Source organism: Sphingobacterium sp. MYb382 (assembly GCF_037572665.1).
Lineage (GTDB): Bacteria > Bacteroidota > Bacteroidia > Sphingobacteriales > Sphingobacteriaceae > Sphingobacterium.
Genome location: NZ_JBBGZT010000028.1, coordinates 486,810 through 509,159, shown reverse-complemented (window position 1 = coordinate 509,159; position 22,350 = coordinate 486,810). Strand labels below are relative to the sequence as shown.

Sequence of the window (22,350 nt, the reverse complement as noted above, 5' to 3'; positions counted from 1 at the left end):
TTACTTAATACATAGTTTTTCTATTTCAACCAAGAATACTAGGACACGTTAAACACTTACTGCACCACAAAAATGATATTGATATGCGTAGCATCTGTCGCTGCTGGCGTCACATTATACGTCATCACTCCTTCTTTGGTTATTGAGATATTACTGAATACCGCAGGATCGTAGTAGGTGATGTAATAATACAACTTGTCGGCTGCTGGAACGTAAGGGATCGTCGGCGGAGCACCAGCACTATGCACGAAGGTGCCTGAAGTGCCTAGAAATTGTTCTTTGAACTTAGCATAAAGGTCGACAGTAGCTCCCGTCACTGCTTCTGCAGTATTGAAAGCAATAGACGGCATGTAAAACCAATTCGTTGTCCCGAGGTGTAAGCGTTCCCAGTGCACTCCATTATTGTAGTAGAATCCTGGAGATACATAATTTACTTCGCCTTCTGCTGATACGGCCGTATTATAAACGGTCATCCCTGCGACATGGCTCGCCAATGGAGATGGGCTATTCGTCGCTACTAGCGCAACGCGTGGCATCAATAATCCTTTGGTTGAGTTACCATCTGCATCCTCTTTTAAATCCAGCAATGCACTTTCATCAGGTTTTGTAGCTGACCCGATAGTAACCTGCCCATGTCCCTTTACTCCCATAAAGAGAACAAAAACTCCCAGTAAAATAATTGTTTTCATGTATTGTTAAATTTGTATAGTTTTATCTCTACTTGCTTGATATACGGACTTTGATAATGGTTAGTTCAGTATGCAAATAGAAACATGAGTTATTATTTCCTCTGCTATCCAGTTGATACAAAGAACAGTAATAATTAAAATTTGTTTTATAAAAACATAATAATTACTATAGGTTAACAAAATATCTATACCAATTTCCGCTTCCTAATGTTATTTAGCAAGGCATCATCTAAAAGCCCTATTTCTTAAAATTAAAATCAATCGACTTTAGAAATTTGATTGATTTTAATTTTATGACTACAAAGGTCTATATAAAAATAAAGTTAAGATTGGGTTTTAGGTTCATATCATGCCATCCTTAGCATTAAAGTTTCATTAATCGAAAGGCAAAAAATATTTATTTAAATACCGAACAAAAAATGGCACTAGGAGGAATTAAATGTCATTTAGTGACAACGAATAAACATTGGAGCTTTATTAAAGAAATGATACCGCTCTTTCATTTTGTTGGAAATAAAAGAACCCATTTATCTCTGTTTTAACCAAGCATTTTTGTAAACGCTTCTTTGACTAAGCAACGTTGTTGTGAAAAATAATTGTTCTGGAGAATTTCGTTAGAGCGTGTCATCAATACGGAAAACTTGAGTAAGGAATCAAACCACTCTTTTTCTGCTTCAAATACTTTTGTGCTAGTTGAAACAATAGGATATCCCCCCGAGTTAGGGAAAATAACGGCAAAATCCTCGCCTTTATCGATTAAAACAAGATTAGACTCTACAGGAAGGTCAGATAAATACAACTCTACATTGAGTCCAGATGACAAATAACCTGTTCTTGATATTTTCTCAAACTGATTTAATAGCTCGAGCAGTTCTTTTTGAATTTCTAACAATTCGGAATCCGTAATAAAACTTATGCGTCGATAAAACTCAATAACGCTCAATTCTTTCTTAACGACATCATGGTCGAATATTATTACATAGTCTTTTATTTGCTTGGCTATTTCTAGATATTCTAGTTGCGCCTCGCGTACCTGAGGAGGAAAAACACTTGTTGAAAGTGTAAAATCAGCGGAGAGACTACACCGCTGATGTGCCCAACGAATATAGCGCAATTTATTTAACAAAGGGAACTGAAAAACATGACCATGCGTCAACACATTGCTCACCGACAACAATTTAATCGGTGAAGACTTTGCGGGGTTACCAAATAGTTGGTTGACCGTACGAAGGCGATCGGCATAGCTATCAGCCGGCGATGCTGACTCGATAAGGTTCAGCCTTAAGGGTGCTTTTTCTTCTTTGGGATCGAATAGTTCATCTAATGATATCGTGAGCTTCGTCGTTAAGGCGGCTACCTCTCGCACAGTATAGGGGATTTCATTGCGAAGCCGACGATAGGTCGACTCCTTGCTTAAATGTAGCAAAGACATAACAAAGGAAATCGTTGTTTCCTCCTTAGGTGTTCTTTCGGTTATAATGGTGTTTAACCTTTCATTTACGTACCTATATTTCATTTCTAGTTTATTATAAACATATAACTCATCCTTATTATAATTTACCCCATACTAGAACTCTCCATCTGACACAGTAATAACTGTAATAAACAACTTCGTTATTGTATCCTTCAACCTACAAAATATTTCTTACGCTTGCTTGGGAATAATTAATCGCTTAGATGCAATAAAAACAATGCCAAATTATGTTGTTTTCATAGTACCCTAAATTACAACATTTACTTAGGATAACTGTTACTATTATATACTAAAACGATTAATAGCAACATAGATGCATATAATTCACGGTATCCCGTTTAGAGAATTTAGAAAAACTAGGACTCCACATGGCTCGGTTTTTTTGATTTTCTTTAAAACATACATAACAACAATATTGTCTATCTTTATACAAGACAGGTAGAAAGCAGTTTTCAAGAAATACGGTCCAAATATTTAAACTATGAGTGACAAAAAATTCAACATCGCCATATTAATTGATGGAGACAATGCGCAAGCAAAACTCCTTAAGGAAACAATTGAGGAAGTATCCAAATATGGAAAGGCTACCATCCGCCGAATTTATGGAGATTGGACCTCCCCTGTCATGAACTCATGGAAAGACCTTATCAACCAATATTCTATCAACCCTATCCAGAAATTCTCATATACCACCGGAAAAAATTCAACCGACGGAGCCTTGATTATTGATGCGATGGACATCCTCCACGGCAAAAATATAGAAGGCTTTTGTATTGTATCTAGCGATAGCGACTATACCGGATTAGCCAAGAGAATACGTGAGGAAGGCCTCTTTGTGATGGGCATCGGTGAGAAGAAAACTCCAGAAGCCTTTGTCAAATCCTGCGATATCTTTACCTACACTGAAAATATAAGTCCTAAAGTAAAAGAGACTGCCGCAAGAAACAAAGGGATAAAAGCTAAAGAAACAACCAAGAGAAACACTACGTCAACTCCTAAAGCAGCGAAAGAAGTCATCGATTTCTTATCTGAAAAAGATACAGAAACCATTGCTAAAGCATTTGAAATATCAACCGATGACAATGATGTAGCCTACATCTCTAAAGTTGGTGGTAATATCCATAAAATTGACCCCAGCTTTGATGCCCGAAGCTATGGCTTCTCTACACTATCTAAGCTTTTTGAGAACCTATCTCAATTTGAAGTGATACGCAATGAAGTCGGCGAGCTAAATCATCCCTTAGTAAAGAGAAAAAACTAAACGTTCATAAACGCTCCTTCAAAATGCTTAGGCCTGCCGATTTCCATCAGCTAGGCCCAATCCCTTATTTCTTCATGTAATCTTAACAGAAAATCAATATTCTAATTAACTGTAAGCGATATTATTGTAAAGTAAAGCAGGTTTGCTACTACGCCATTTATTCATGCTTCAGTTATTATGCAACAGCAGCCATCACAAGATTTAGACCGCATCCTGCTCCTGGTGTCGCAGGGTGATGAGCAGGCCTTTACCAGCCTGTTTGAACGCTACTACAATCAAGTGTATTCCTATATCGCTCCGCTAGCGGAATCGGAGGCCTTAACGCAAGAAATTGTACAAGATGTATTTATGAAGATATGGGCCAACCGTACACAGCTGGTAGAAGTTAGCTACTTCCGTTCATACCTGCTGACTATCGCTAGAAACCATGCCTTCAACTGCTTGAAGCGCTTAGCGCGCGAAAAAAAGAAAGAGAAAAGCTGGGTGGAAGAGATTTTAAAAGTTGCTGCAAATCCAGCGGAAGAATCCGATAGCATAGACTACCATAACCTGATTGATGCAGCCGTAGATTTATTACCACCGCAGCAGAAAAAAATATATACCCTGAGTCGACTTCATAAAATGAAACAAGTAGACATCGCTGTCGAGCTAGGTATTTCCTTAGAGACCGTAAAAAAACATATGGTGCTTGCCCTACGCTTTATCAAAAATAACTTGACACAATCGATAAGCCTATGGCTTGTCGCCATAAGCTTATTCAAGTATTTCTTATAATTTATTCTTTTTTAAAGGCTTCACTGAAGCTCCATTACGGAGGTTGTTTGCTTTCAAGTAATCGACCAAGGCTTCAAGATGGTCGGTTTGCAATCCTTGTACCCCCAATTGCAATAGTGGCGCCCATGTTTCAGGTCCTTCATCTTTACGCTGTGCATCAAGAAATACAGCAATCCCTTCTCCATTGATAATAGCCACTTCCTCTTTACGCTTTACTTTATTGTCAACCACCTGAAAAGAAACTTCTTTCTTAAATGCTGGTAAAGCAGTCTCCGTAAGCACTTCATCAGGAATACGAGACATCAATGGCATCTGCGGAGCCACCTTACGCCAGTTTCCATAGCTTTCAATATCGTTCAAGTAAACGAGAACCTGTTTTTCCATGCCTGCTTTTTTGATGGCAGCATAAGTCTGCGCTACATCCGCCTCTTTAAAGTCTAGGTAAATATTTATCCGATTTTTACAGACATGCAAAGCTTCTGCCAAGCTCGGTATACGGTATACCTTTCCATCATTACTGCTCAGTTCTAGCTGCTGAAGTTCCGCCCAAGTAAGATCAACAATCTTGCCCTTACCATTGGAGCGAGCATCTACCGTTTCATTATGGTTTAGCACCAAATGGCCATCCTTGCTAGTGCGCACATCCAGCTCTACATAATCGGCCCCCAAGCGTATAGCATCTTCAATAGAAGCAATACTGTTTTCAGGAAAATTCACATGGCTTCCACGATGAGCAATCACCACCAGCCCATGTTTACTTTTAGGTAATACAGGCTGTTGGGCAAAGCTTGCTGACCAGAAACTCGCTTGTAAGCCAACGAAAAGAATAACACTTTTATAATTCATCTTTATTAAGTTTATTTAGCTGGAAAATAACGCTCCAACCAGTTAATCGTTTTATTTAACACATTGAGAGCAGCAATGCCCTTCATGCCATGCTTCTCATTTTCATAATAATTATACTCGGAAGGAATACCCAAATCTTGCAACTTTTTATACAAACGGTTGGCCTGATCTACAGGTACCAAAGGATCCTTACCACCGTGAAATAGCAATGTAGGGATGCCCGTATCCTTGGTTAAGCGATGAATAGGACTAGCCACCGTATTTACAGCCGCTTTAGCATCCGGTTCGCCAAGTAGGTTTACAATTTTCTCGTTAGCTTCCGCATTAGCCGTTCTTTCCGCTAGGTTGGTGAAATCAGTAGGCCCCCAAAAATCAACAACCGTTTTCACTTGCTTATCGCTATCGTAGCCATAAGCATACAGCAAAGCCAAATGGCCGCCAGCGCTCCCCCCCATCAATGCAAACGAGCTACCATCAAAATTGAATTTCGACGCCTGCTTCGACAAAAATGCTAATAGCGTTTTCACATCCTCCATTTGTGTTGGAAAACGGTTTTTACCGTCTTTAATTAATCGGTAGTTCGCCGATACCACAATGTATTTACGCTTAGCGACCAACTCTTCCACCAACTGAATAGGGAACTCGTCTTTATCGCCTCCTGTCCATCCACTCCCGTGGAGGTAAACAATCACTTTCGCCTGTTTGTAGTCTTTCGGAATGTAGGCGTCAAACGTATTGTCCTTACTCTCCTTGCTGTAGGCAATATCCGCTAGCTTTTGATAATCGCTTTGTGCACGAAGGTGTAAAGAAATACTGCTCCCCAAGAACAGTAGTAAGATGTAGGTATATAATTTCATAGCTTATATTATTTTGTATTAAATATTCATAAATAGTGTCGCAAAAAAGGAAAGATCGGAAACCCGAAAGTATCCGACCTAAGCCCTATTTAGGTTAAAGTAAAGACTTGTCGTCCATTAAAAATACACGTGTGCTCTCCGTCAATAACTCGCCTTGCTCATTTTTATAAATCAGGTTTACATAAAAGGCACGGTAGCCCGAGGCAGGAAAAACATCCTCCACAACAAGTGTAGATTTGTTTTTCAGATTTAACGATTTGGACGTCCACGTATCATTTCTCAAATCGCGATCTGGTGAATTGGCCGACCAAAGGACCACATCCACCAGCTGCTTGGCTGTAGCTTTGATTTTCAACTTAACACCTTTTTTAGATACCGATGAAGTCCAGCTACACACCGGGTAAGTTGCCTTCGCCAAAGTCAATCCGAAGAAAGAACTTAAATTAGCCATCACCTCTTTCTTATCGCCCATGCTGTGTCCAGCATTCGGAATATAATGGATGAAATTTTGTCCCGGTAGGCTGTCGTAGTAATTCTTTATATTATCTACAGGCCAATATTCATCATTCGTCCCCATAAATATCATTTTCGGCATCGTCAACTGCTTGCGGTAGCTGTAAGGGTCAATCATCTGTACGATCTCTTTACCCGAGTTGCCATCGATTTCCTGCACAATACCCAACTTAACGTAGTCCTGAATCTGAATACTATAATCGCCCCAAGTTTCAATTTGGTAATTCACACTGACAGGCATCTTCAACATATCGATAACCATAGGCGCAATAGCCACTACGCGGCTATCATTAGCTCCTGTAAGCCAAGTCGTCCATCCTCTTTTGGAAGCTCCAGACACCACAAACCGAGTTACTTGCTTTTGCAATTTCTGCGTAGCAAACTCCTGCACGGCATCCATAGCACGCTTTGCCGACTTTACCATCGGGAACAGCAAAGGCCAAGTATAATCATGGTCTTTCTTGAAGTTATGCAGTGTATACGAAATCAAAGCATCCTCTACCAAATTATCATATAGTGGCTGATTTGGCGTTTGTTTTAAAACGGCAACAATAGCTTTATTCTTATTCGCGATAAGCGCAAAACTTTGCGTCAAAGCATCTCCTTCACCGCTCCATTTTGGTTGTCCTTGCTTATCCATTCCCCCTCCGGTGATGAATAACAAAGCGCCATCTTGCGTCAGCTCCTTAGGCACAATAATGCTCAGCTGATGTAACCAGGTATGCTCACGCCACTGTTGTGAAGTCAACAATAGGCTATATACATCGGCTCCGTCCTGTATAAAATGCTCCTTTACCTCCCAGCGGTATGCTGCATCTTGCTTGTTCAAATAGTCCGCCAAGGCTGTCTCCGCAGTGGTAGAAGACGCTACTTGCGCGTAGCCAGCTATGCTCAATGCGAAAAGCGCATGGATACATAGTAAAAGGCGTATAGAAAGTAATTTCATGGTATTGTTCATATCTTATTCGGTTTATTTAATGAGCCACATTTTAGAGAACTCGGTATCTCCTTTATCTAATTTACCAATTGCCGACTGATAATTAGCTGCATTGTTTTTTAACTCGGTTTGCGGGTAGCGGTAACGTAATGGGAAAAGATTCGTCGTCGGGTTCAAATCGCCGTTAGCCTCCATAAACGGGGTGCGCGTTCTTCTATAATCCGCATAGCCTTCTAAGCCCATAAAAAATAAGCCTAACCATTTTTGCAAACCGATCTTTGCCAGCTGCTCTTTTGTACCCGAAGGGAAGGCCGCCACAGGATTACTGAAATAATTGGTTGGCGTGGTCTCTCCCCAACGCTTCATCGCTAACTTAACTCCATTTTCGTAGTACTGCTTAGCATTACCCGTTATCCATCCTTTTACCGTAGCCTCAGCTAATAAAAACTGAACTTCATCGGCCTGCATCACCGTCGCTTTTATCAAAGGGTGTGCATTTTAATTGAAGAGCTTCGAGAACTTAGAAATCTTATAATTATAGCGTGTATCTGGAATATCATAGCTTCCGTTGGCCACCAAAGCGTTCACCGATAAACCTGCCGCATAACCTCCATAAAGGGTCAATGAATCGGCAATCAAAGGTGCGGCAGCGAGAATTTTAGCATTTTTACGGTCTATGTATTCCCATTTATAGGTGTAAGCAAAACCTTTCTGCACAATATTGCGCGTCACATTGTTCGAGTCTACCTTATTAGACCAAGGGCGCTCGATAGGTGCTACCCATACTTTCAAGCGCTCATCATTGAGGGCCTTCAAACTATCAATAAGGGTCTTACTAGGACGGAAAATTAAAAATGCGCCCGCAGGATCCGAATTTGTTCTTCCCATTGGTGAGGCCATCGTCGCATGTCCATCGATATACGGTATAGCTGCATTTTCAGCTACATCCGCCAACAAAGGTGAAGCCGCCAAGGCCTGTAACTCGGCTTTATCAAGTACCTTAGCGCTTTGACGCATCATTAAACGTAAACGTAAGGAGTTGGCTAGCTTCAGCCAAGAGGCTTTCTTTCCGCCATACATCACGTCATAGGTAGGATCCAACGCTTCCGTTCCTTCATTAATTAATACTGCTGCATCTTTTAAGTTCTGCACCAGTGCAGGATAAATCTGCTCCTGACCATCAAACTTAGGAAACAAGATACCATCTTTACCACGCAGACCTTCGGTATAATAGATATCACCATAAAGATCCGTAACCGCCGACCACAAGAGCGACTGAAAGATTTTAAATACCCCTTCGTGGGTTTTCAGCCCTTTCTTGTTTACATCCTCAATGGAGGCATTGATAAAACGGATTACCGACGTATAATCATATAGGCTTTCATTGGGCTGTCTGAAATTAAGGTACGTATTATCATCGCTATTGCGATTTCCTTGCATGTACTGCATCGTTACCCCCAAATTTTTTGACCCCATCCCTCCTTTATTCTGATAAAGAAAAGCACTTTTCTGAATGACCGATGACAGCAATAAGTGTGGCTCCGCTGATTCCAAAGCATTACGCTTAGCCAGCAACTCATCTTCACGTAATGTAGACTTCTGACACGATGAAAGCACAAAGACAAAAGCTACTAGTATTGAAAAAAATCTCATGTTATTACAAATTAAATCTGACTAAAAGTTAACCGCTATTTTAGCTCCGTACGAGGCAATCGATGGTAAAGCCTTACCAATAATACCTTGGTTACGACCTATACCTTCAAAAGCGGCTTCTGGATCTCCTTTTTCACCACTTTTATTCCATTGAAAAATATTTCTCGAAATTAAACTTACCGTTGCCGAGTGTATTTTCACCCGTTTCAATAGGGATGTTGGAATAGCGTAGTCAATCACCAACTCTTTAATTTTGAAATTCGTAGCATCACGCATCAACGTCTCCGAAAAGGACCAATATTGCTGTCCCAACACATTTCCAGGTAAGTAATAGAAAGTAGCCAATGGATCTTCACCATTCACGAGGTAATCGTTATCATTGCTTGGGTCTCCTCCTGGTTTCAACCATACGCCTTTGAAATAGGAAGCATCCTGTGCATAAGCGCCATAATTTCGGTATGCTTTAACTAAAGCTGCCATATTTGGGTACTTCATCGCTGTAGCTTCTGGCCATGGCAAACCACCCGACTCAGCATCTCTACCACCTACAGTGTAGTCATTGGGACCATTTACATTATCGCCGATCGTCAACAAAGAGTGACCATTGGTAACTGCACGGCGTTCCACATTGGATAAATAGTCACCACCAACACGTAGACTAGCTACCATGGATACCTTAAAGGCCTTATAACGTACCGACGTATTGAAACCTATTATAAAATCAGGGTTGTAGTTCCCGATAGGACGTCTATCAGCTTCTTTTGACGATGACTTCCACTGCCCTGTATTATCTAATACAATCATGCCGGCAAACTTGCTCGTCTCGGGCATTCTTTCAAATACAGTGCTCTCCCACAGCGTACCAATTTTATCACCTTCCGCCATACGGATGCTCACGTTAGGTCCATTTCCATAAAATGTATAACCATTAGGAACATAAGCTTCAGAAAGCTTCGTGATGTGGGCTTCAGATTTCGTGAAGTACGTAGCAAATTCCCAGTTCCAGTTTTTCGTACGTACTGGCACCACATTTAAACCCATCTCAATACCTTTAGCCGCTACCGTGCCGACATTGGTTAAGATACCGTTGTAGCCCGTGCCGGGCGATGTAGGAATGAAATCTTGTTGATTTTTATGAGTCTTGTTGAACAAGGTTAAATCGAAAGAGACACGCTTATCAAACATGGATACGTCAAAACCTCCTTCGTAAGAATTGGTAACCTCTGGCTTAATTGCAGGGTCGATAAGCTGTCCGCCGATATTTAAGATCTTCGTAGAACCATAGTCTACCGGATTGAAAGCAAAAGTATTGTTCGAGCGAGGCTTGCCGATACCATGACCGACCTGTGCAATACCACCACGAAGCTTCAGTAAGTTTACAAAAGAAGGAAGCTTGAAACTTTCCGACGCTATCCAGCTTAAGGAAGCTGATGGGTAAAAATGATGGTTTTTATCTTCCGTCAAAATACCGCTATGGTCATAGCGCCCCGAAAGATCTACATATACTTGGTTAGCATAACCAAACTGCGTAGTAACGTAACCACTTTGCGTCTTTGCTATGCCCCATGAGTTGCTCGCCGTTAGTGTTCCTGCGACCGCGTTGCTTAGGCTAAAATCATTGGCGCGCACCAGTTTATCGGCATTCGCATAATTGTCGTATGAATTTCCATAGACATAATTGTATCCCGCGGTAGCGGATGTGGTAAGCTTACCAAAGTCTTTATTCCACATCAACATAATGTCGGAGTTCACCGATAAACCGCTGGTCGATTGAACCGTATAGCGTCCATCTTTACGATTATTATCAGCAAAACCTTTAGACAATTTATACTCATAATTATCGCCATTATAGTCCATACCTGAGCGGAGTAACAATGATAAATGAGGTATTAGCTTCCAGTCCAATTCTACCTTACCAAAGAAGTTGTCTTTACGGTAGGTATTGATTTCGGCATACGAATACATATATGGATTGTCGGCATAAGGGTCTCCATTTGGCTTATAAGCTGGTGCATTTTGCTTGATACCTTCATAGCCATTTAACCAAATATTCTGCATCTCTTTTACCGGCTGCATATGGCTTAATAAAGAGAATGTTAATAGCTCGATAACATCGTTATTGGCCGATGATTTATTAGGCGAATATTGTGATAGGTAATTACTATTAACCGATATTTTAACCTTCTCCGTCAATTGATGACTCGCATTTAGGTTGAAAGTCATACGGTTGGTTTTATTGTTCGGGATAATTCCCTTGTTATCCATTTTACCAACGGAAAAGCGGAAGGTACTTTTATCAGAATTGCCCGTCACACTCAGGTTATAGTTGTTCGTTGAACCGTCTACTAAGAACTCCTTGAGGCGATTCTCATTCGGACTTAAAAAGGGAACCTTTTCATTTTGCTGCGTAAGCATATTCCAGCGTGTAACATCGAAAGAACCATCTAGCTTAGGTCCCCAATCATAGGCGCCACCTGCGACAAAACCACCAGCCGAACTACGTACACCAACACCGTATTCTGTTTGTGTCTCGAAAAAATTATAAGGCTTATCGATAAGCGTCGACATATTGAAGGATACACCAATGCCCTGCTTTGCCGCTTTACCCGACTTCGTCGTAATCATAATTACACCATTACCCGCTTGCGCACCGTATAAAGCACCTGCACTCGCCCCTTTCAAGACAGAAACACTCTCGATATCTTCCGGATTGAGCTGTGATAATAGATTACCAAAGTCTACGTTATTGCGGTTGGTAATAGATGTAGTACCCAAAGGAATACCATCTATTATATAAAGAGGTTGACTACTTGCTGTAGAGTTCGACAAATTCAAACTTGTGGCTCCGCGGATGGTCACAAATACCGACCCTGTAGGGTCTGTACTCGCTTGCGTAAAGTTTACACCACTCATTCTTCCGTCTAAGGATTTTACCAAATTGGCTCCCCCGGAATTGGTGAGGTCGCTCCCTTTCACATCAGCCACCGCATAGGCCAACGAACGCTTATCGCGCGATATACCCAAGGCGGTCACCACCACTTCGTCCATATTTTGAACTTCCGGCACAAGGTTAACTTGCAGATTACTCTTCCCCTGCGTTGCCACCGTTTGGCTACGATAACCCACATAGCTAAACTGCAACGATGACTCCCCTTGAAGGGTAAGCTTAAAAGAACCGGTTCCATCGGTATGGGTGCTACTCTTCTCGCCTACAGCGTGAACCGATACATTTGCCAGCGGTGTTCCTTTTTCATCTTGTACCCGTCCGGTGATTTCTTTACGTTGCTGTCCGGCTGAGGGTGCGGCAGCACGTGGCTGCTCTTTGATGAAGATAGCACCATTTTCAATGCTGTACGTTAATGGAGAATCTTTAAAACAAAGACGTAATACCTCCTCCAGCGGCGTATTTTTCACGTCAATGTTCACCTTTTTAGCTTTCTCCAATAGTTCTACATTGTAGAAAAATTGATAGCCTGTTTTTTTGTTAATTTCTTTAAAGACACTGCTTAAGGATGCATTTTGCATGCTAATGGACAGGTTTTGTCCATTAACACTCGCACTAACTTGCAGGCAAACAACTAATAACGAAAGTGTTAACAACTTCGCTAGTGGTCGTTTTTTGATTCTAAAGCCCTGGCTCCTACGGAGCTTTGGTAAAGAATGCTTTTTTTTCATAACTTTGATGAGTTTGGATTAAAAATGTAACAGACTTGTCGGTTTGTATTCAAATAGATTCAGGCTATGGCTAGGAACAGGCCAATGTTCCTAGCTTTTTCCTTCTTTATTTTTGCTATTTTATTTCATATGTTATTTAACTGTTGTTGCCATAATGGTGATGCGCTTACCTTGTGTCTTAAATTTAAGTCCACCGGCTTTCAAAATGGCAAGTACCTGTCCTACATCATTTGCCTGCTTCACCAATCCGGAGAATCGCCCTTCAGGCACCTTACCCTCATAAACTACCTCTAAATCGTACCAGCGTGATAGTTGACGCATAAGCTGCGGCACATCGGCTTGATTAAAATTAAACCAGCCATTCTTCCATGCCATCACCTCTTCCAAATCGGCTTCTACCACCTGTAGCTGCCCTGCTTTTGTCATCCGCGATTCCTGCCCTGGTTTTAAAAGCTTATTTCCTCCCGAGCTAGAAACCCGCACAGACCCTTCTAATAAACTGGTGTTTATCGTTTTCTCATCCCCATAGGCCATCACATTGAAATGGGTGCCTAACACTTTTACTTCCATACCTGCAACCGCAACTTTAAAAGGCATCTTAGCATTTTTAGCAACCTCAAAATAGGCTTCCCCCCTTAAGGTCACTTTGCGCTCGCTACCGCTAAACTGACTCGGAAAATTTAGCGATGAATAGGAGTTTAACCATACCTTAGTGCCATCGGGCAGCAGCAGTTGGTAAGTTCCTCCTTTAGGCGTTGTTAAGGTATTGTGCACCACGTCCTCCCCTGTATTGGCATTAGCATGGTAACTTAAGACGGCTCCTTCTTTACGGAATACTTGTGCACTACCTTGCTCGGCTAGCTTACCTTCTTGGGTATGATCCAATATAATCTCTGATCCATCGGCTAATGTTAGTATCGCTTTGTGTGCGCGCTTACTTGTTGTATCGGCATCGCCCAGCGAGGCTTCTGCCACATGTTGGATGGACGCTACTCCTTGGTCTTTAAAACGGAAATAAAAAGTAGCCCCACCAAGCAACAGCAACACCATAGCGGCAGCCATAACACGCCACAGCAAATGTTGCGATCTTCTGGTGGATAAAGGAGCAGCAGGCGTCTCCCCCCCTAGAATATTTTGTAGCATCTGCGCTGCTGCAGGATCACGAACGGGCTTCGTATCTTCTTCTATTGAAAGCCAGTTTTCTTCCAACATCATCTTCAGTTGCTCATCATGCTCCGCTCTTGCTACATAGTCTAAGAACTCTTGCCGCTCCGCAGCGGTAGCCGTATGCTTATAGTAAGAATCAAATAAATAGCTTAATCGTGTTTTCTCCATAACTGTCAAGGCCGCATACGTATGCGCCGTCATTTTAATGACCTTTTATAGCTAAGACAATAAATCTGGAAAAAGGAGGTAATCAAAAAATGATTTTTTTTATTTTTTTTCAAACGCCCAAAATAGAAAGACGTAAATTTGTGAGAGGAAGTTTAGTGAACGAAGCCTTTTGTTCATTTTTCGCGAAATCAGAAATAGATAAAAGACAAAACATGCGTAAAGTAATTTTAGATTTAGCCGTCACCTTAGATGGATTTATTGAAGGCCCTAACGGAGAAGTAGATTGGTGTATTATGGATGAAGAGATGGACTTCGCTGGCTTTATGTCGCGTTTAGACACTATCTTTTACGGACGTATAAGCTATGATGGATGGGGAAACTATCAGCCTGCGGCGGATGCTGAACCTGCGGAAAAAGAACTATGGCAGGATATCCATGCGAAGAGAAAGTATGTTTTTTCGCACCAAGCCAAAGATAATGCTAATGCAACATACATCACCACAGCTATCCAAGAAAAAGTAGCGGCCATAAAACAGGAAGAAGGTAAAGATATTTGGTTGTATGGTGGTGCGAGCCTCATCCGTACATTCATCGAACTCGATTTAGTTGATGTTTACCAACTATCGGTACACCCAACCGTATTGGGCGCAGGAAAGCCGCTGTTTGAAAACCTTAAAGAGCGCTTAACTTTAACCCTTAAAGATACAAAGGTTTATAAATCGGGGGTCGTTCAATTTATTTACGAAAGACAAGTATAAAAAACAATACTGCAAGCGACTCTTTGAAGTGGCTTGCAGTAGTAATCCTAGATTCTCTGAAACGAAACAAGGTGTGTTATAGTCTCATAAAAACGTATGTTTATGCTTTACCAGTAAAATTTACTTGGCTTTAAAAGTAATGTGACTCTCAGCCTTCAAACCTGCTGCATCTGTAATCGTAATCGTCGTCGTACCAACTTTACCAAATGTTTCATAGCTAATATAAACTTCATTATAATAGTCAATTTCAATTGGCCTACTCGAAGGTAGATATGGCTCTATGCTACCAATCGCAATTGCTGAATCGGCAGACTCAATTTTATATCCTCCATTTCCAATCTTAATAATATCAAGAAAAGCCGCTAGCCCAACTTTATCCGTGCTGTGCGAACCAATCGTAGTAAGTAATGGATAAACATCAACGATTTTCATTTTATAATTAACAGCATTCCAGTAATCTTGCTCTACAATTATATCTGTAGAGCCTAATTCTTTTCCAACAATCTTAAGCTTATCTTTTCCCAAAGAACTAATGTTTATCAACTCATTATCTAAGTCGCCCAAAAGTTTAAAACCTTCTTCCCTAGGATAAGGATGATGAAGCGTTCGTGTTGTATTTTTTTTGACATAGATGAGATAAGATTTGGTAGCTGGTCTATCAATTCCACTTACCTCGACATCAACTGCCCCACGTCTATCCTCCGAATCCTGAACCAATATAGTAGCCTTTCCAGTTCCTATTCCAATAATAACAAACTCATTATCAACCAATCGCACCTCTGCGATGGTGCTATTCAAGGAACGAACGGTATAATTTCCTTTAGCATTAAGAACACTAACCTTCTTAAAAGTAGTTTGCGTATCTAAACGAACTGAGGTCGTGCTGAGGTCTAATCCTTGTTTCGAAATAATTTCATCCGCCTTGTCTTTACTACAGTACGTAAAACTGAAAATTAACAAGAGCAGAAAACATGTTTTAAAAAGCTTCATATAAGATGTTTTGAAAGATAAATACCAAGATTATATAGAAAACACAATTTATAAGTTTACAACAATTAGAGTCCAAAAATCCTATACCTTTGATATAATGTTGTCATCGTGATTGATTTCTCAGGAATAGTAGAAATCCAATTAGAAATACCGTAAGCATCTAAAATATAGTCGTCATCGTAATAAGCGAAACAGTACAAACTATTAGGGTTATAGATATACCAAATATTCGTATTAGGATTCTTAAATTTATATAATCCTGTTTCTGTCACATTGCTTATTTCAAAAGACAAAGGGATTCTACTTATGGGATTTATGATTTTATTTGGATTTGCTTTAATAGCCAGTTTGTAGTACTGAGATTTAGCATCTGCAATCAGTTTGCTTTTTTCCAAAAAAGTAGCAAGTGTACTATTTTCTTTCAGTTGGGCATCTGTCTGATAACCTAAATGCGAGTTTGAAAAAATAAGTTTATCCCCTTGCCTAGTACTCAGAACTGGAACAATATCATATAATTTATCACCTGAAGCGCTTTTGCGTATATAAATTTTCACAATTTCAATAAAAGGTTCTTCCAAGTACTCCTGAAATTGAAATCCCATATGCGTATCATTATATCGTTCTTTAAAATTTTCCTCCAAAATAAAATCAGATAATGGTGTTAATCCTTCATCCTGTAAACCGATCATAGTATGTGTCTTTGTATCATTCAAAGAATTTAACCAATTTGTTAGGTCAAGAGAATAGTTGTAGACAACTCTAGCTAGAGTAGCTACCGTATAGCCATAAGCTCCACCAAGAGTTTTTATAGAAAATTTTAAATCAGAAAAAGTATTAGTCACCGCTGATGAATTTCCTTTATTCGTACCAATACTCAACTCACCAGAAATAATATTTAAGCTATCTTTTCCAACCGGTTTCGATTTGTTCCAAGAAAAAGAGGCATTTATTTCTTTATCCATACTATTCTCTTTTTGCTCAAAGGACGTATTCGTTCTTTCCGTACCATAATACAATGCCGAAGCTCTTCCTCCTGTATAATACCCAGTTAAAACAAACTCACCATAACTTCTCATTAATTCTACCATAGATGAATTATACAGTGCATCAACAAAAATTTCATCTAAATAATCAGCAGATATACGTCTCAGAGCACTTGGTACAGTTTGCAAAGTCATCATACCATTGACAACTTCTATACTTAATTCCCCATGTCCAACTTTATTATCATACATAGTATTATGAATAAACACTTCCGTTACAGTCTTTTTTCTACCAAGCTTAAATATCCCTAGATTAAGAGAAAATCCAGATTTTACTTTTTTTGAGAAGGAACTATTTAATTCTAATCTATCAAAATTGGCATAGCTATACATTTCTGTATTTGTTTGTCTTAACTCCTTAGCTACAATATAGGATGGATAACGCTCAATTAATTTTTTTATTGACACAATAGGAAATCTAGCGTTGGCAAAATCACCTATTATAGATGTCCCATTTTCTACCTTATATGAATTCCCTAAAAAATCAGTAGCATCTGTAAAAGACATTCTTGAACTGAAGTTTTTTATCTTATTATTACGTGACCACACCCTCTGTAGTTTTGGATTTCTAGGAACAAGTATAATATCATCTTGAAGTTCTACATTTTTGTTCTTCTCAGAATTCCAATTATTTTCTTTGGTACAGGATGAAATAAAAGCTATAATCGTTATAACTATTGTTGTTAGTATTTTACTTTTCATTTGGAAATTCATTAAGGGTTTATAGAAGATAAAAACTCACCTTTAGAAGATAATTTCCCTCTAATACGAACACCTGTATCCAAGTTTATTTCTTCAGTATCAAACTCAAAAATTTCATCCACATATCTCCTTCCACTCCATCTTCCAGAAATTTTAGCTTCTCTATCTGAATAAATAATTGTAGCAACAAAGTCTACTTCAAAATCAAACACTTTATAATAATAGGTTACCACTAATTTAGTACGAGGTTTTACCTTTACTGGAAGAATATTACTTAATATCCTTGTATATTTTTTATAAAGATTCGGATCATAGGAAGTATCTTTTGCAATATCCTGATTAGCGGTTAAATCTATCTTTCCTAATGTAACAGTAGGACGAGCAAATTTTAATCCTGAAGAACCTAACCTAAACGCTATTCCTTTTTTATCTCGGAAATAAGATTCTTCATCAACTGTTTGGCTAAGTTCAATATTCTCATTTCTTAGCTGCGAAGTAGAGTTTATTATAGCCTTCTCCATTGCAAAATTCGACCTTTGTGTAACTGTCGCAGAATAAGGGTTTAAAAACTGAACATCCTTTAACGAGAAAATGGCATCTGGCTGTATGATAAACTCTTGCTTAGCATCAGACCGATAGCGAGTTAAGCCTATTTTATCATTATTTTCTACTTCCATTACAGGATAAAAGTAATCTCCCCAATCACCACTCCCCCCTTGGGTGAACAACCCTTGATTCTCTAGTGCAAAATACCCCGGATTATTAGTCGCAGCAATAAAACTCCAATTTGCATAATACATATCACCTGTATTATCAGCTTTCGCCATCACAATTTTTTTTGTAGGATTATTAGAATATTGACCTATACTTAACGCTGTACCAGTAGCATTAGAATAAATCCGATAAGGTATTCCCGTAGAGGGGGGATAAACCTTAATTAAAAACTTTTGATTGGAACCTGCCCCTCTAGAAATGAGGGTAATTTCTTTACCTGCACCATTTGCATATAGAAATCTACCACTCGTGTTGGCGGTACCTCTAGCTTCAAATACAACAGGTAAATCCCTAATTGCATACATGTTCATGAAAAAATTCTCATCATAATCATCATTCTGTACGGTACGTTTTTTATTATTTCGAAACTTAATTTTATTAAGCTGATCCTTTAATTCTTCAGTAGCCTGCAATTCTTCAATAACTTCATTAGAAGCTGAATCTGTTATTGAATTTTTATCAATAATATCCGCAATTGGAGATATCTTTTCTTTATCAATAAGATTTTCACATGAAGTCACAATAGACAAACCAATTATCAAGAGATATAAAAGTTTTATATTTTTTTTCATAATCAAAAAAATTAGTACTGTTGTTAGGTTGCTTTAGCTGATAAAAAATAAGAGACAAAAAATGGAAAGGAGAAAATAAATAGTTATTAATCGTGTTTAAAACAATTATTCTAAAGTAGCTGTGCTATAAAGATTCGATTAATAAACTCCAATAAAAAGGAGGTATATTCCAAATGGCGTTAATAGTACCTTTTGTACAAAAAAGCATCAATTATTTGCTAACTTACATTTAATAATTCATTCGCCCGGATGATTTTCGACCTTTAAATAATGAGATATACACTAAATTAGTTTAAGACGCCAGCCAACCTTAAGAAAACAGTTTACACACATGCAACCGGCCATGAAAAGAATTTGTATCTACCCAAAAGATATTGCGATAATAACAGGAAAAAGCTATCGTCAAAGCCTCCGTATTTACAATCAAATAAAGACGAACCTTGAAAAAGATAAAAATCAAGAAGTATCGATTACCGAATTAGCCAGCTACCTTGGAATTTCAGTAGAGGAAGTTCAAAAGACAATATAAGCCATCAATAATCAAGGAGGTATATAGAGAATGCTTAATAAAAAAACGCAATAGATATATACCCATTGCGTTTTTTGTTGATTTAAAAAGCTAACTATTTATCCCCTTATGGATAGACTCTTCAACATCTTTAGCATGGCTAACTGTCATAAAATGACCTCCACCTTCAATTATATAGGTTGTTTTTATACTATTTAGCGGAATAATTCGATCGCGGGTACCATGGATACGTATAACATTCTTCACGGATTCAATTGTTTTCCACTTTAGCATAGCGTCAATTGCCCAAACCAAAAACTCCTTATCGGTATCTGCTAAGATGTCCTTCAACAACTTCTTTTCAGATGGCTGAGAACAACCAAAAAACCACTGACTCACGCTATTCGATTGCTTAAGAAAATCTGTAGGAATTAATTTGTGCAGATTATATTTACCAAGCAACCTACAAATAAAAGGAAGCTCTTCCCTATTCTCGGCAGAAGCAATAAGCACGAGCTTACGAACAGGCTTAATCTTCGCTATTTCAGTAGCCAACATCCCACCAAATGATAAACCCAATAAAATCGGATTATCGTCGGGCATATACACTACGATACGCTGTGCATAATCACGCAATGTTTCTCCTTTTATCGGTTTAATCCAAGGGATGAATTCAACAGCTAAACCACGAAAATCTATAGCGTCAAATACACGCCTATCCACACCAAGACCACTAAAGACATATATCGTATGCATATACACAACCTATCAAAAGAACTACTTACTGTTTTAGCACTATAAAGTTCTTTTCAAAATCAGAAAAATCGGCATTCGTTTTCGGTTCTTTATCAAAGCCTAAATTGAGCAATAAAGGCATACCTGTTATTCGTCCAAATGCTATAATACGCGTAGCCCCATTTGCTAGTAAATAGATATCTCCCTTGAACAACTGGCCTTGCGAAGTGAACTTAATAGATTTTTTTTGTGTAAAATCTAATTGCGTCCTCGCTTGCTTAGCAAACTCCACCTGAACACCTTGTTCAACCATTTCTTCACTTAAATATAGCCATTGCACAGAAAAACCTTTACAATTCGACAACCCATACGCTGATTCCGTAGAACAATCCTCAGGAATAGCGATAGACACTTTCCCATACTGCAAATGGGTGATTTTTTCTTGAGCAGAAAGATTCCCTATTGTACAAAATAAAAACAATAGTATTAAAACAGGCATATCAATATCTTAACTAAAAAAAACTTACTTCAAGGTAAAGCTATCCATCGTTTTCTTTACATCGGGTAGGTATTTATCAAAATCATCTGATTTTGCCGTATAGGTTAATACATAAGCGCGTTTATTTTTAACATAGTCGTACTGCAAAAACTTAAGATCAAGGCCATTTAGTGTTCCTTCGAAAATCAAAGTTTGAAACTCCTTACCTTCATTTTTCACACGCTTACTTTCCACCAAATTCAATACTGTTTTTATTTGATTCTCTGTCAGCTCAACAAATTTATCTAAATCATAATCTAGCGTACTTAAATCTTGAACTACTAAATTTATATTCGACGAGAAATCATGGTCGTGGTCCTCTGCCGGAATTTGAAAGACCAAGGCCGGCCCCCTACTTCCTGTTTCGTCCAACAAAAAACTAGCGTTATAGGCTATGCTATACTCTTTCTTATCTAAGGTCTTAAACGACGGATTTTGCGCAAAGCCAACTTTACTGAATAGCAGTGCAAGAATTATAAATAGTAGACGCATAATGGGCAATCGTTGATTAGATAATAAGCTAACGTAAACCTAAACATTTTAACCATATAAACAAGTAAGTTTATGTTATTATTACATGAAGTATCAGAGACCACGAGAAAGATAAAACACGATATACTAACCACTTGCATCGTAAAACAACAAATATATCGTCACTACTCGCCGATAGCCTTAGCAACCTCTATAGGCCTATCGGATTCAAAGATAGTCGCTCCTTCTGCATAGACGGCACGATACATATCCGCTCTTTCCGCTGCTGTTCCAAGCTTATCATAGGATGATGAACCCGACAGCATACACATACGCCTCGCAGCATGAAAGAAAGCATACATCTTTTTATTTTGCTCACCAACCTTTGGGCCAATATAAATTAGCATCTGCGACAATGGTAATCCCGATGCTTTCAATGCCTCCAATTGTTCCGCAGTACGAATATGCATCGCCAAAAACTGCTTAGGATTTTGAGTTAAGAAAAATCGAGCTTGCTCTATATTATGCACCGTCACCATCACCCAAGCGTAGGCTTGATGCTTCCTAATGATAGCCGCGGTGGCCTCAAGGGGAACATCCTTCTTATCTAAATTCAAAATCGTCTTTCCTTTAGCCCATGCAATCATTTCATCCAACGTATTGAGGCGATAAGGCGTCTCGTTGCCTGAAGCATCCTTCAGCTTTAACTTTTGCAATTCGACATAAGTATAATCAGCCACCTTCCCCTTTCCCGTAGTTGTACGCTCCAAGGTGGCATCGTGATGCACGATGATAACGCTATCTTTTGTATAGCGCGGATCGATTTCAAAGAAAGCTGGTGTATGTGCCAACACCGCTTCCATAGCGGCAATAGAATTTTCAGGCATCCCCTGTTCCATTGTCCCACGATGACCACTAATTATTTTCTTACCTTCTACATAGGTAAAAAAACGAACAAGATCGTCGGTCGACTCCATCGCTAAGCGATGCTGTGCGAAGCTTTCTACCAACGTGAAAAACGTCAGTAAAAAGCCTAAAAAAAATATTCTTTTCATAACCTTATCAATACGATAGCTACGACATTAAAGTTACGTTTCATACGCGCTTAATATTTAAATTTTATGCTATAATAAGTTTAGTATTTCAGGCTGAAAAAGGGCTCTTATAATGGGCATTAAAAGGTTAATATTTCTGTTGCCAAGAAGCTCAAAATTGTATCAGCTGGCCAAAGATAGTAGAATAAAC

General features: G+C 39.1%; 20 protein-coding genes. 4 read left to right on the top strand and 16 right to left on the bottom strand.

Annotation, left to right across the window (positions count from 1 at the left end; translation table 11 throughout):
* Positions 1–56 precede the first annotated feature (56 nt).
* Positions 57–689, bottom strand: a complete 633-nt coding sequence (locus WH223_RS16790) for a hypothetical protein (RefSeq protein WP_340048956.1) — start codon at positions 687–689, stop codon at positions 57–59.
* A gap of 538 nt (positions 690–1,227) precedes the next feature.
* On the bottom strand, positions 1,228–2,205 hold the full coding sequence (locus WH223_RS16785; RefSeq protein ID WP_340048955.1) for a hypothetical protein: 978 nt from the start codon (positions 2,203–2,205) through the stop codon (positions 1,228–1,230).
* 439 nt (positions 2,206–2,644) lie between these two features.
* On the opposite strand from WH223_RS16785, the gene WH223_RS16780 reads away from it, so the two are divergent.
* On the top strand, positions 2,645–3,424 hold the full coding sequence (locus WH223_RS16780) for an NYN domain-containing protein (protein ID WP_340048954.1): 780 nt from the start codon (positions 2,645–2,647) through the stop codon (positions 3,422–3,424).
* 177 nt (positions 3,425–3,601) lie between these two features.
* Positions 3,602–4,198 carry an RNA polymerase sigma-70 factor gene (locus WH223_RS16775; protein ID WP_340048953.1) on the top strand — a complete coding sequence of 199 codons (597 nt, stop codon included), beginning with the start codon at positions 3,602–3,604 and terminating at the stop codon, positions 4,196–4,198.
* Here WH223_RS16775 and WH223_RS16770 read toward each other — a convergent pair.
* The 7 genes from WH223_RS16770 to WH223_RS16740 form a co-directional block, all read right to left on the bottom strand.
* Positions 4,193–5,044, bottom strand: coding sequence for a glycerophosphodiester phosphodiesterase family protein (locus WH223_RS16770; RefSeq protein WP_340048951.1), 852 nt, complete (start codon positions 5,042–5,044; stop codon positions 4,193–4,195). The genes WH223_RS16775 and WH223_RS16770 overlap by 6 nt on opposite strands.
* A gap of 11 nt (positions 5,045–5,055) precedes the next feature.
* A complete protein-coding gene (locus WH223_RS16765; RefSeq protein WP_340048949.1) occupies positions 5,056–5,901 on the bottom strand; it encodes an alpha/beta hydrolase in 846 nt (281 codons plus the stop codon).
* Positions 5,902–5,995: 94 nt separating this feature from the next.
* Positions 5,996–7,372: a PhoPQ-activated pathogenicity-related family protein gene (locus WH223_RS16760; RefSeq protein ID WP_340048948.1), complete on the bottom strand. Its 1,377-nt coding sequence runs from the start codon at positions 7,370–7,372 to the stop codon at positions 5,996–5,998.
* Between the two features lie 12 nt (positions 7,373–7,384).
* Positions 7,385–7,837 (bottom strand): SusD/RagB family nutrient-binding outer membrane lipoprotein, encoded by a 453-nt coding sequence (locus WH223_RS16755; protein ID WP_340048947.1) that lies wholly within the window; start codon positions 7,835–7,837, stop codon positions 7,385–7,387.
* 12 nt (positions 7,838–7,849) lie between these two features.
* Entirely contained in the window at positions 7,850–9,004 is a 1,155-nt protein-coding gene (locus WH223_RS16750; protein WP_340048945.1) for a SusD/RagB family nutrient-binding outer membrane lipoprotein, read from the bottom strand.
* 21 nt (positions 9,005–9,025) lie between these two features.
* On the bottom strand, positions 9,026–12,679 hold the full coding sequence (locus WH223_RS16745) for a SusC/RagA family TonB-linked outer membrane protein (protein WP_340048944.1): 3,654 nt from the start codon (positions 12,677–12,679) through the stop codon (positions 9,026–9,028).
* A 132-nt stretch (positions 12,680–12,811) separates the two neighbouring features.
* Positions 12,812–14,047, bottom strand: a complete 1,236-nt coding sequence (locus tag WH223_RS16740) for a FecR domain-containing protein (RefSeq protein ID WP_340048943.1) — start codon at positions 14,045–14,047, stop codon at positions 12,812–12,814.
* A 179-nt stretch (positions 14,048–14,226) separates the two neighbouring features.
* Here WH223_RS16740 and WH223_RS16735 point away from each other — a divergent pair, with 179 nt between their 5' ends.
* Positions 14,227–14,772, top strand: a complete 546-nt coding sequence (locus WH223_RS16735; RefSeq protein WP_340048941.1) for a dihydrofolate reductase family protein — start codon at positions 14,227–14,229, stop codon at positions 14,770–14,772.
* A 120-nt stretch (positions 14,773–14,892) separates the two neighbouring features.
* Here the strand turns inward: WH223_RS16735 and WH223_RS16730 are convergent, their stop codons facing one another.
* From WH223_RS16730 to WH223_RS16720, 3 genes are all read right to left on the bottom strand, one after another.
* The gene (locus tag WH223_RS16730; RefSeq protein WP_340048939.1) at positions 14,893–15,762 is read right to left on the bottom strand and encodes a hypothetical protein; all 870 of its coding nucleotides are present in this window, start codon (positions 15,760–15,762) and stop codon (positions 14,893–14,895) included.
* Positions 15,763–15,827: 65 nt separating this feature from the next.
* Positions 15,828–17,507: an MAC/perforin domain-containing protein gene (locus tag WH223_RS16725; RefSeq protein ID WP_340048938.1), complete on the bottom strand. Its 1,680-nt coding sequence runs from the start codon at positions 17,505–17,507 to the stop codon at positions 15,828–15,830.
* Positions 17,508–17,518: 11 nt separating this feature from the next.
* A complete protein-coding gene (locus WH223_RS16720) occupies positions 17,519–18,853 on the bottom strand; it encodes a hypothetical protein (RefSeq protein WP_340048937.1) in 1,335 nt (444 codons plus the stop codon).
* Between the two features lie 343 nt (positions 18,854–19,196).
* On the opposite strand from WH223_RS16720, the gene WH223_RS16715 reads away from it, so the two are divergent.
* Positions 19,197–19,382, top strand: coding sequence for a hypothetical protein (locus WH223_RS16715; RefSeq protein ID WP_340048935.1), 186 nt, complete (start codon positions 19,197–19,199; stop codon positions 19,380–19,382).
* A 90-nt stretch (positions 19,383–19,472) separates the two neighbouring features.
* Here the strand turns inward: WH223_RS16715 and WH223_RS16710 are convergent, their stop codons facing one another.
* The 4 genes from WH223_RS16710 to WH223_RS16695 form a co-directional block, all read right to left on the bottom strand.
* Positions 19,473–20,117, bottom strand: coding sequence for an alpha/beta fold hydrolase (locus WH223_RS16710; RefSeq protein WP_340048934.1), 645 nt, complete (start codon positions 20,115–20,117; stop codon positions 19,473–19,475).
* 25 nt (positions 20,118–20,142) lie between these two features.
* Positions 20,143–20,595: a hypothetical protein gene (locus WH223_RS16705; protein WP_340048933.1), complete on the bottom strand. Its 453-nt coding sequence runs from the start codon at positions 20,593–20,595 to the stop codon at positions 20,143–20,145.
* A 24-nt stretch (positions 20,596–20,619) separates the two neighbouring features.
* Positions 20,620–21,126, bottom strand: a complete 507-nt coding sequence (locus WH223_RS16700) for a hypothetical protein (protein ID WP_340048931.1) — start codon at positions 21,124–21,126, stop codon at positions 20,620–20,622.
* 164 nt (positions 21,127–21,290) lie between these two features.
* On the bottom strand, positions 21,291–22,160 hold the full coding sequence (locus tag WH223_RS16695) for a glycerophosphodiester phosphodiesterase family protein (protein WP_340048929.1): 870 nt from the start codon (positions 22,158–22,160) through the stop codon (positions 21,291–21,293).
* Between the last annotated feature and the right edge of the window lie 190 nt (positions 22,161–22,350).

Coding starts and splice junctions, on each gene's coding strand:
- WH223_RS16775 (WP_340048953.1), top strand. CDS start 3,602: ATGCAACAGCAGCCATCACAAGATTTAGACCGCATCCTGCTCCTGGTG.
- WH223_RS16740 (WP_340048943.1), bottom strand. CDS start 14,047: ATGACGGCGCATACGTATGCGGCCTTGACAGTTATGGAGAAAACACGA.
- WH223_RS16725 (WP_340048938.1), bottom strand. CDS start 17,507: ATGAAAAGTAAAATACTAACAACAATAGTTATAACGATTATAGCTTTT.
- WH223_RS16730 (WP_340048939.1), bottom strand. CDS start 15,762: ATGAAGCTTTTTAAAACATGTTTTCTGCTCTTGTTAATTTTCAGTTTT.
- WH223_RS16750 (WP_340048945.1), bottom strand. CDS start 9,004: ATGAGATTTTTTTCAATACTAGTAGCTTTTGTCTTTGTGCTTTCATCG.
- WH223_RS16715 (WP_340048935.1), top strand. CDS start 19,197: ATGAAAAGAATTTGTATCTACCCAAAAGATATTGCGATAATAACAGGA.
- WH223_RS16695 (WP_340048929.1), bottom strand. CDS start 22,160: ATGAAAAGAATATTTTTTTTAGGCTTTTTACTGACGTTTTTCACGTTG.
- WH223_RS16765 (WP_340048949.1), bottom strand. CDS start 5,901: ATGAAATTATATACCTACATCTTACTACTGTTCTTGGGGAGCAGTATT.
- WH223_RS16745 (WP_340048944.1), bottom strand. CDS start 12,679: ATGAAAAAAAAGCATTCTTTACCAAAGCTCCGTAGGAGCCAGGGCTTT.
- WH223_RS16710 (WP_340048934.1), bottom strand. CDS start 20,117: ATGCATACGATATATGTCTTTAGTGGTCTTGGTGTGGATAGGCGTGTA.
- WH223_RS16735 (WP_340048941.1), top strand. CDS start 14,227: ATGCGTAAAGTAATTTTAGATTTAGCCGTCACCTTAGATGGATTTATT.
- WH223_RS16770 (WP_340048951.1), bottom strand. CDS start 5,044: ATGAATTATAAAAGTGTTATTCTTTTCGTTGGCTTACAAGCGAGTTTC.
- WH223_RS16760 (WP_340048948.1), bottom strand. CDS start 7,372: ATGAACAATACCATGAAATTACTTTCTATACGCCTTTTACTATGTATC.
- WH223_RS16785 (WP_340048955.1), bottom strand. CDS start 2,205: ATGAAATATAGGTACGTAAATGAAAGGTTAAACACCATTATAACCGAA.
- WH223_RS16700 (WP_340048931.1), bottom strand. CDS start 21,126: ATGCGTCTACTATTTATAATTCTTGCACTGCTATTCAGTAAAGTTGGC.
- WH223_RS16790 (WP_340048956.1), bottom strand. CDS start 689: ATGAAAACAATTATTTTACTGGGAGTTTTTGTTCTCTTTATGGGAGTA.
- WH223_RS16720 (WP_340048937.1), bottom strand. CDS start 18,853: ATGAAAAAAAATATAAAACTTTTATATCTCTTGATAATTGGTTTGTCT.
- WH223_RS16705 (WP_340048933.1), bottom strand. CDS start 20,595: ATGCCTGTTTTAATACTATTGTTTTTATTTTGTACAATAGGGAATCTT.
- WH223_RS16780 (WP_340048954.1), top strand. CDS start 2,645: ATGAGTGACAAAAAATTCAACATCGCCATATTAATTGATGGAGACAAT.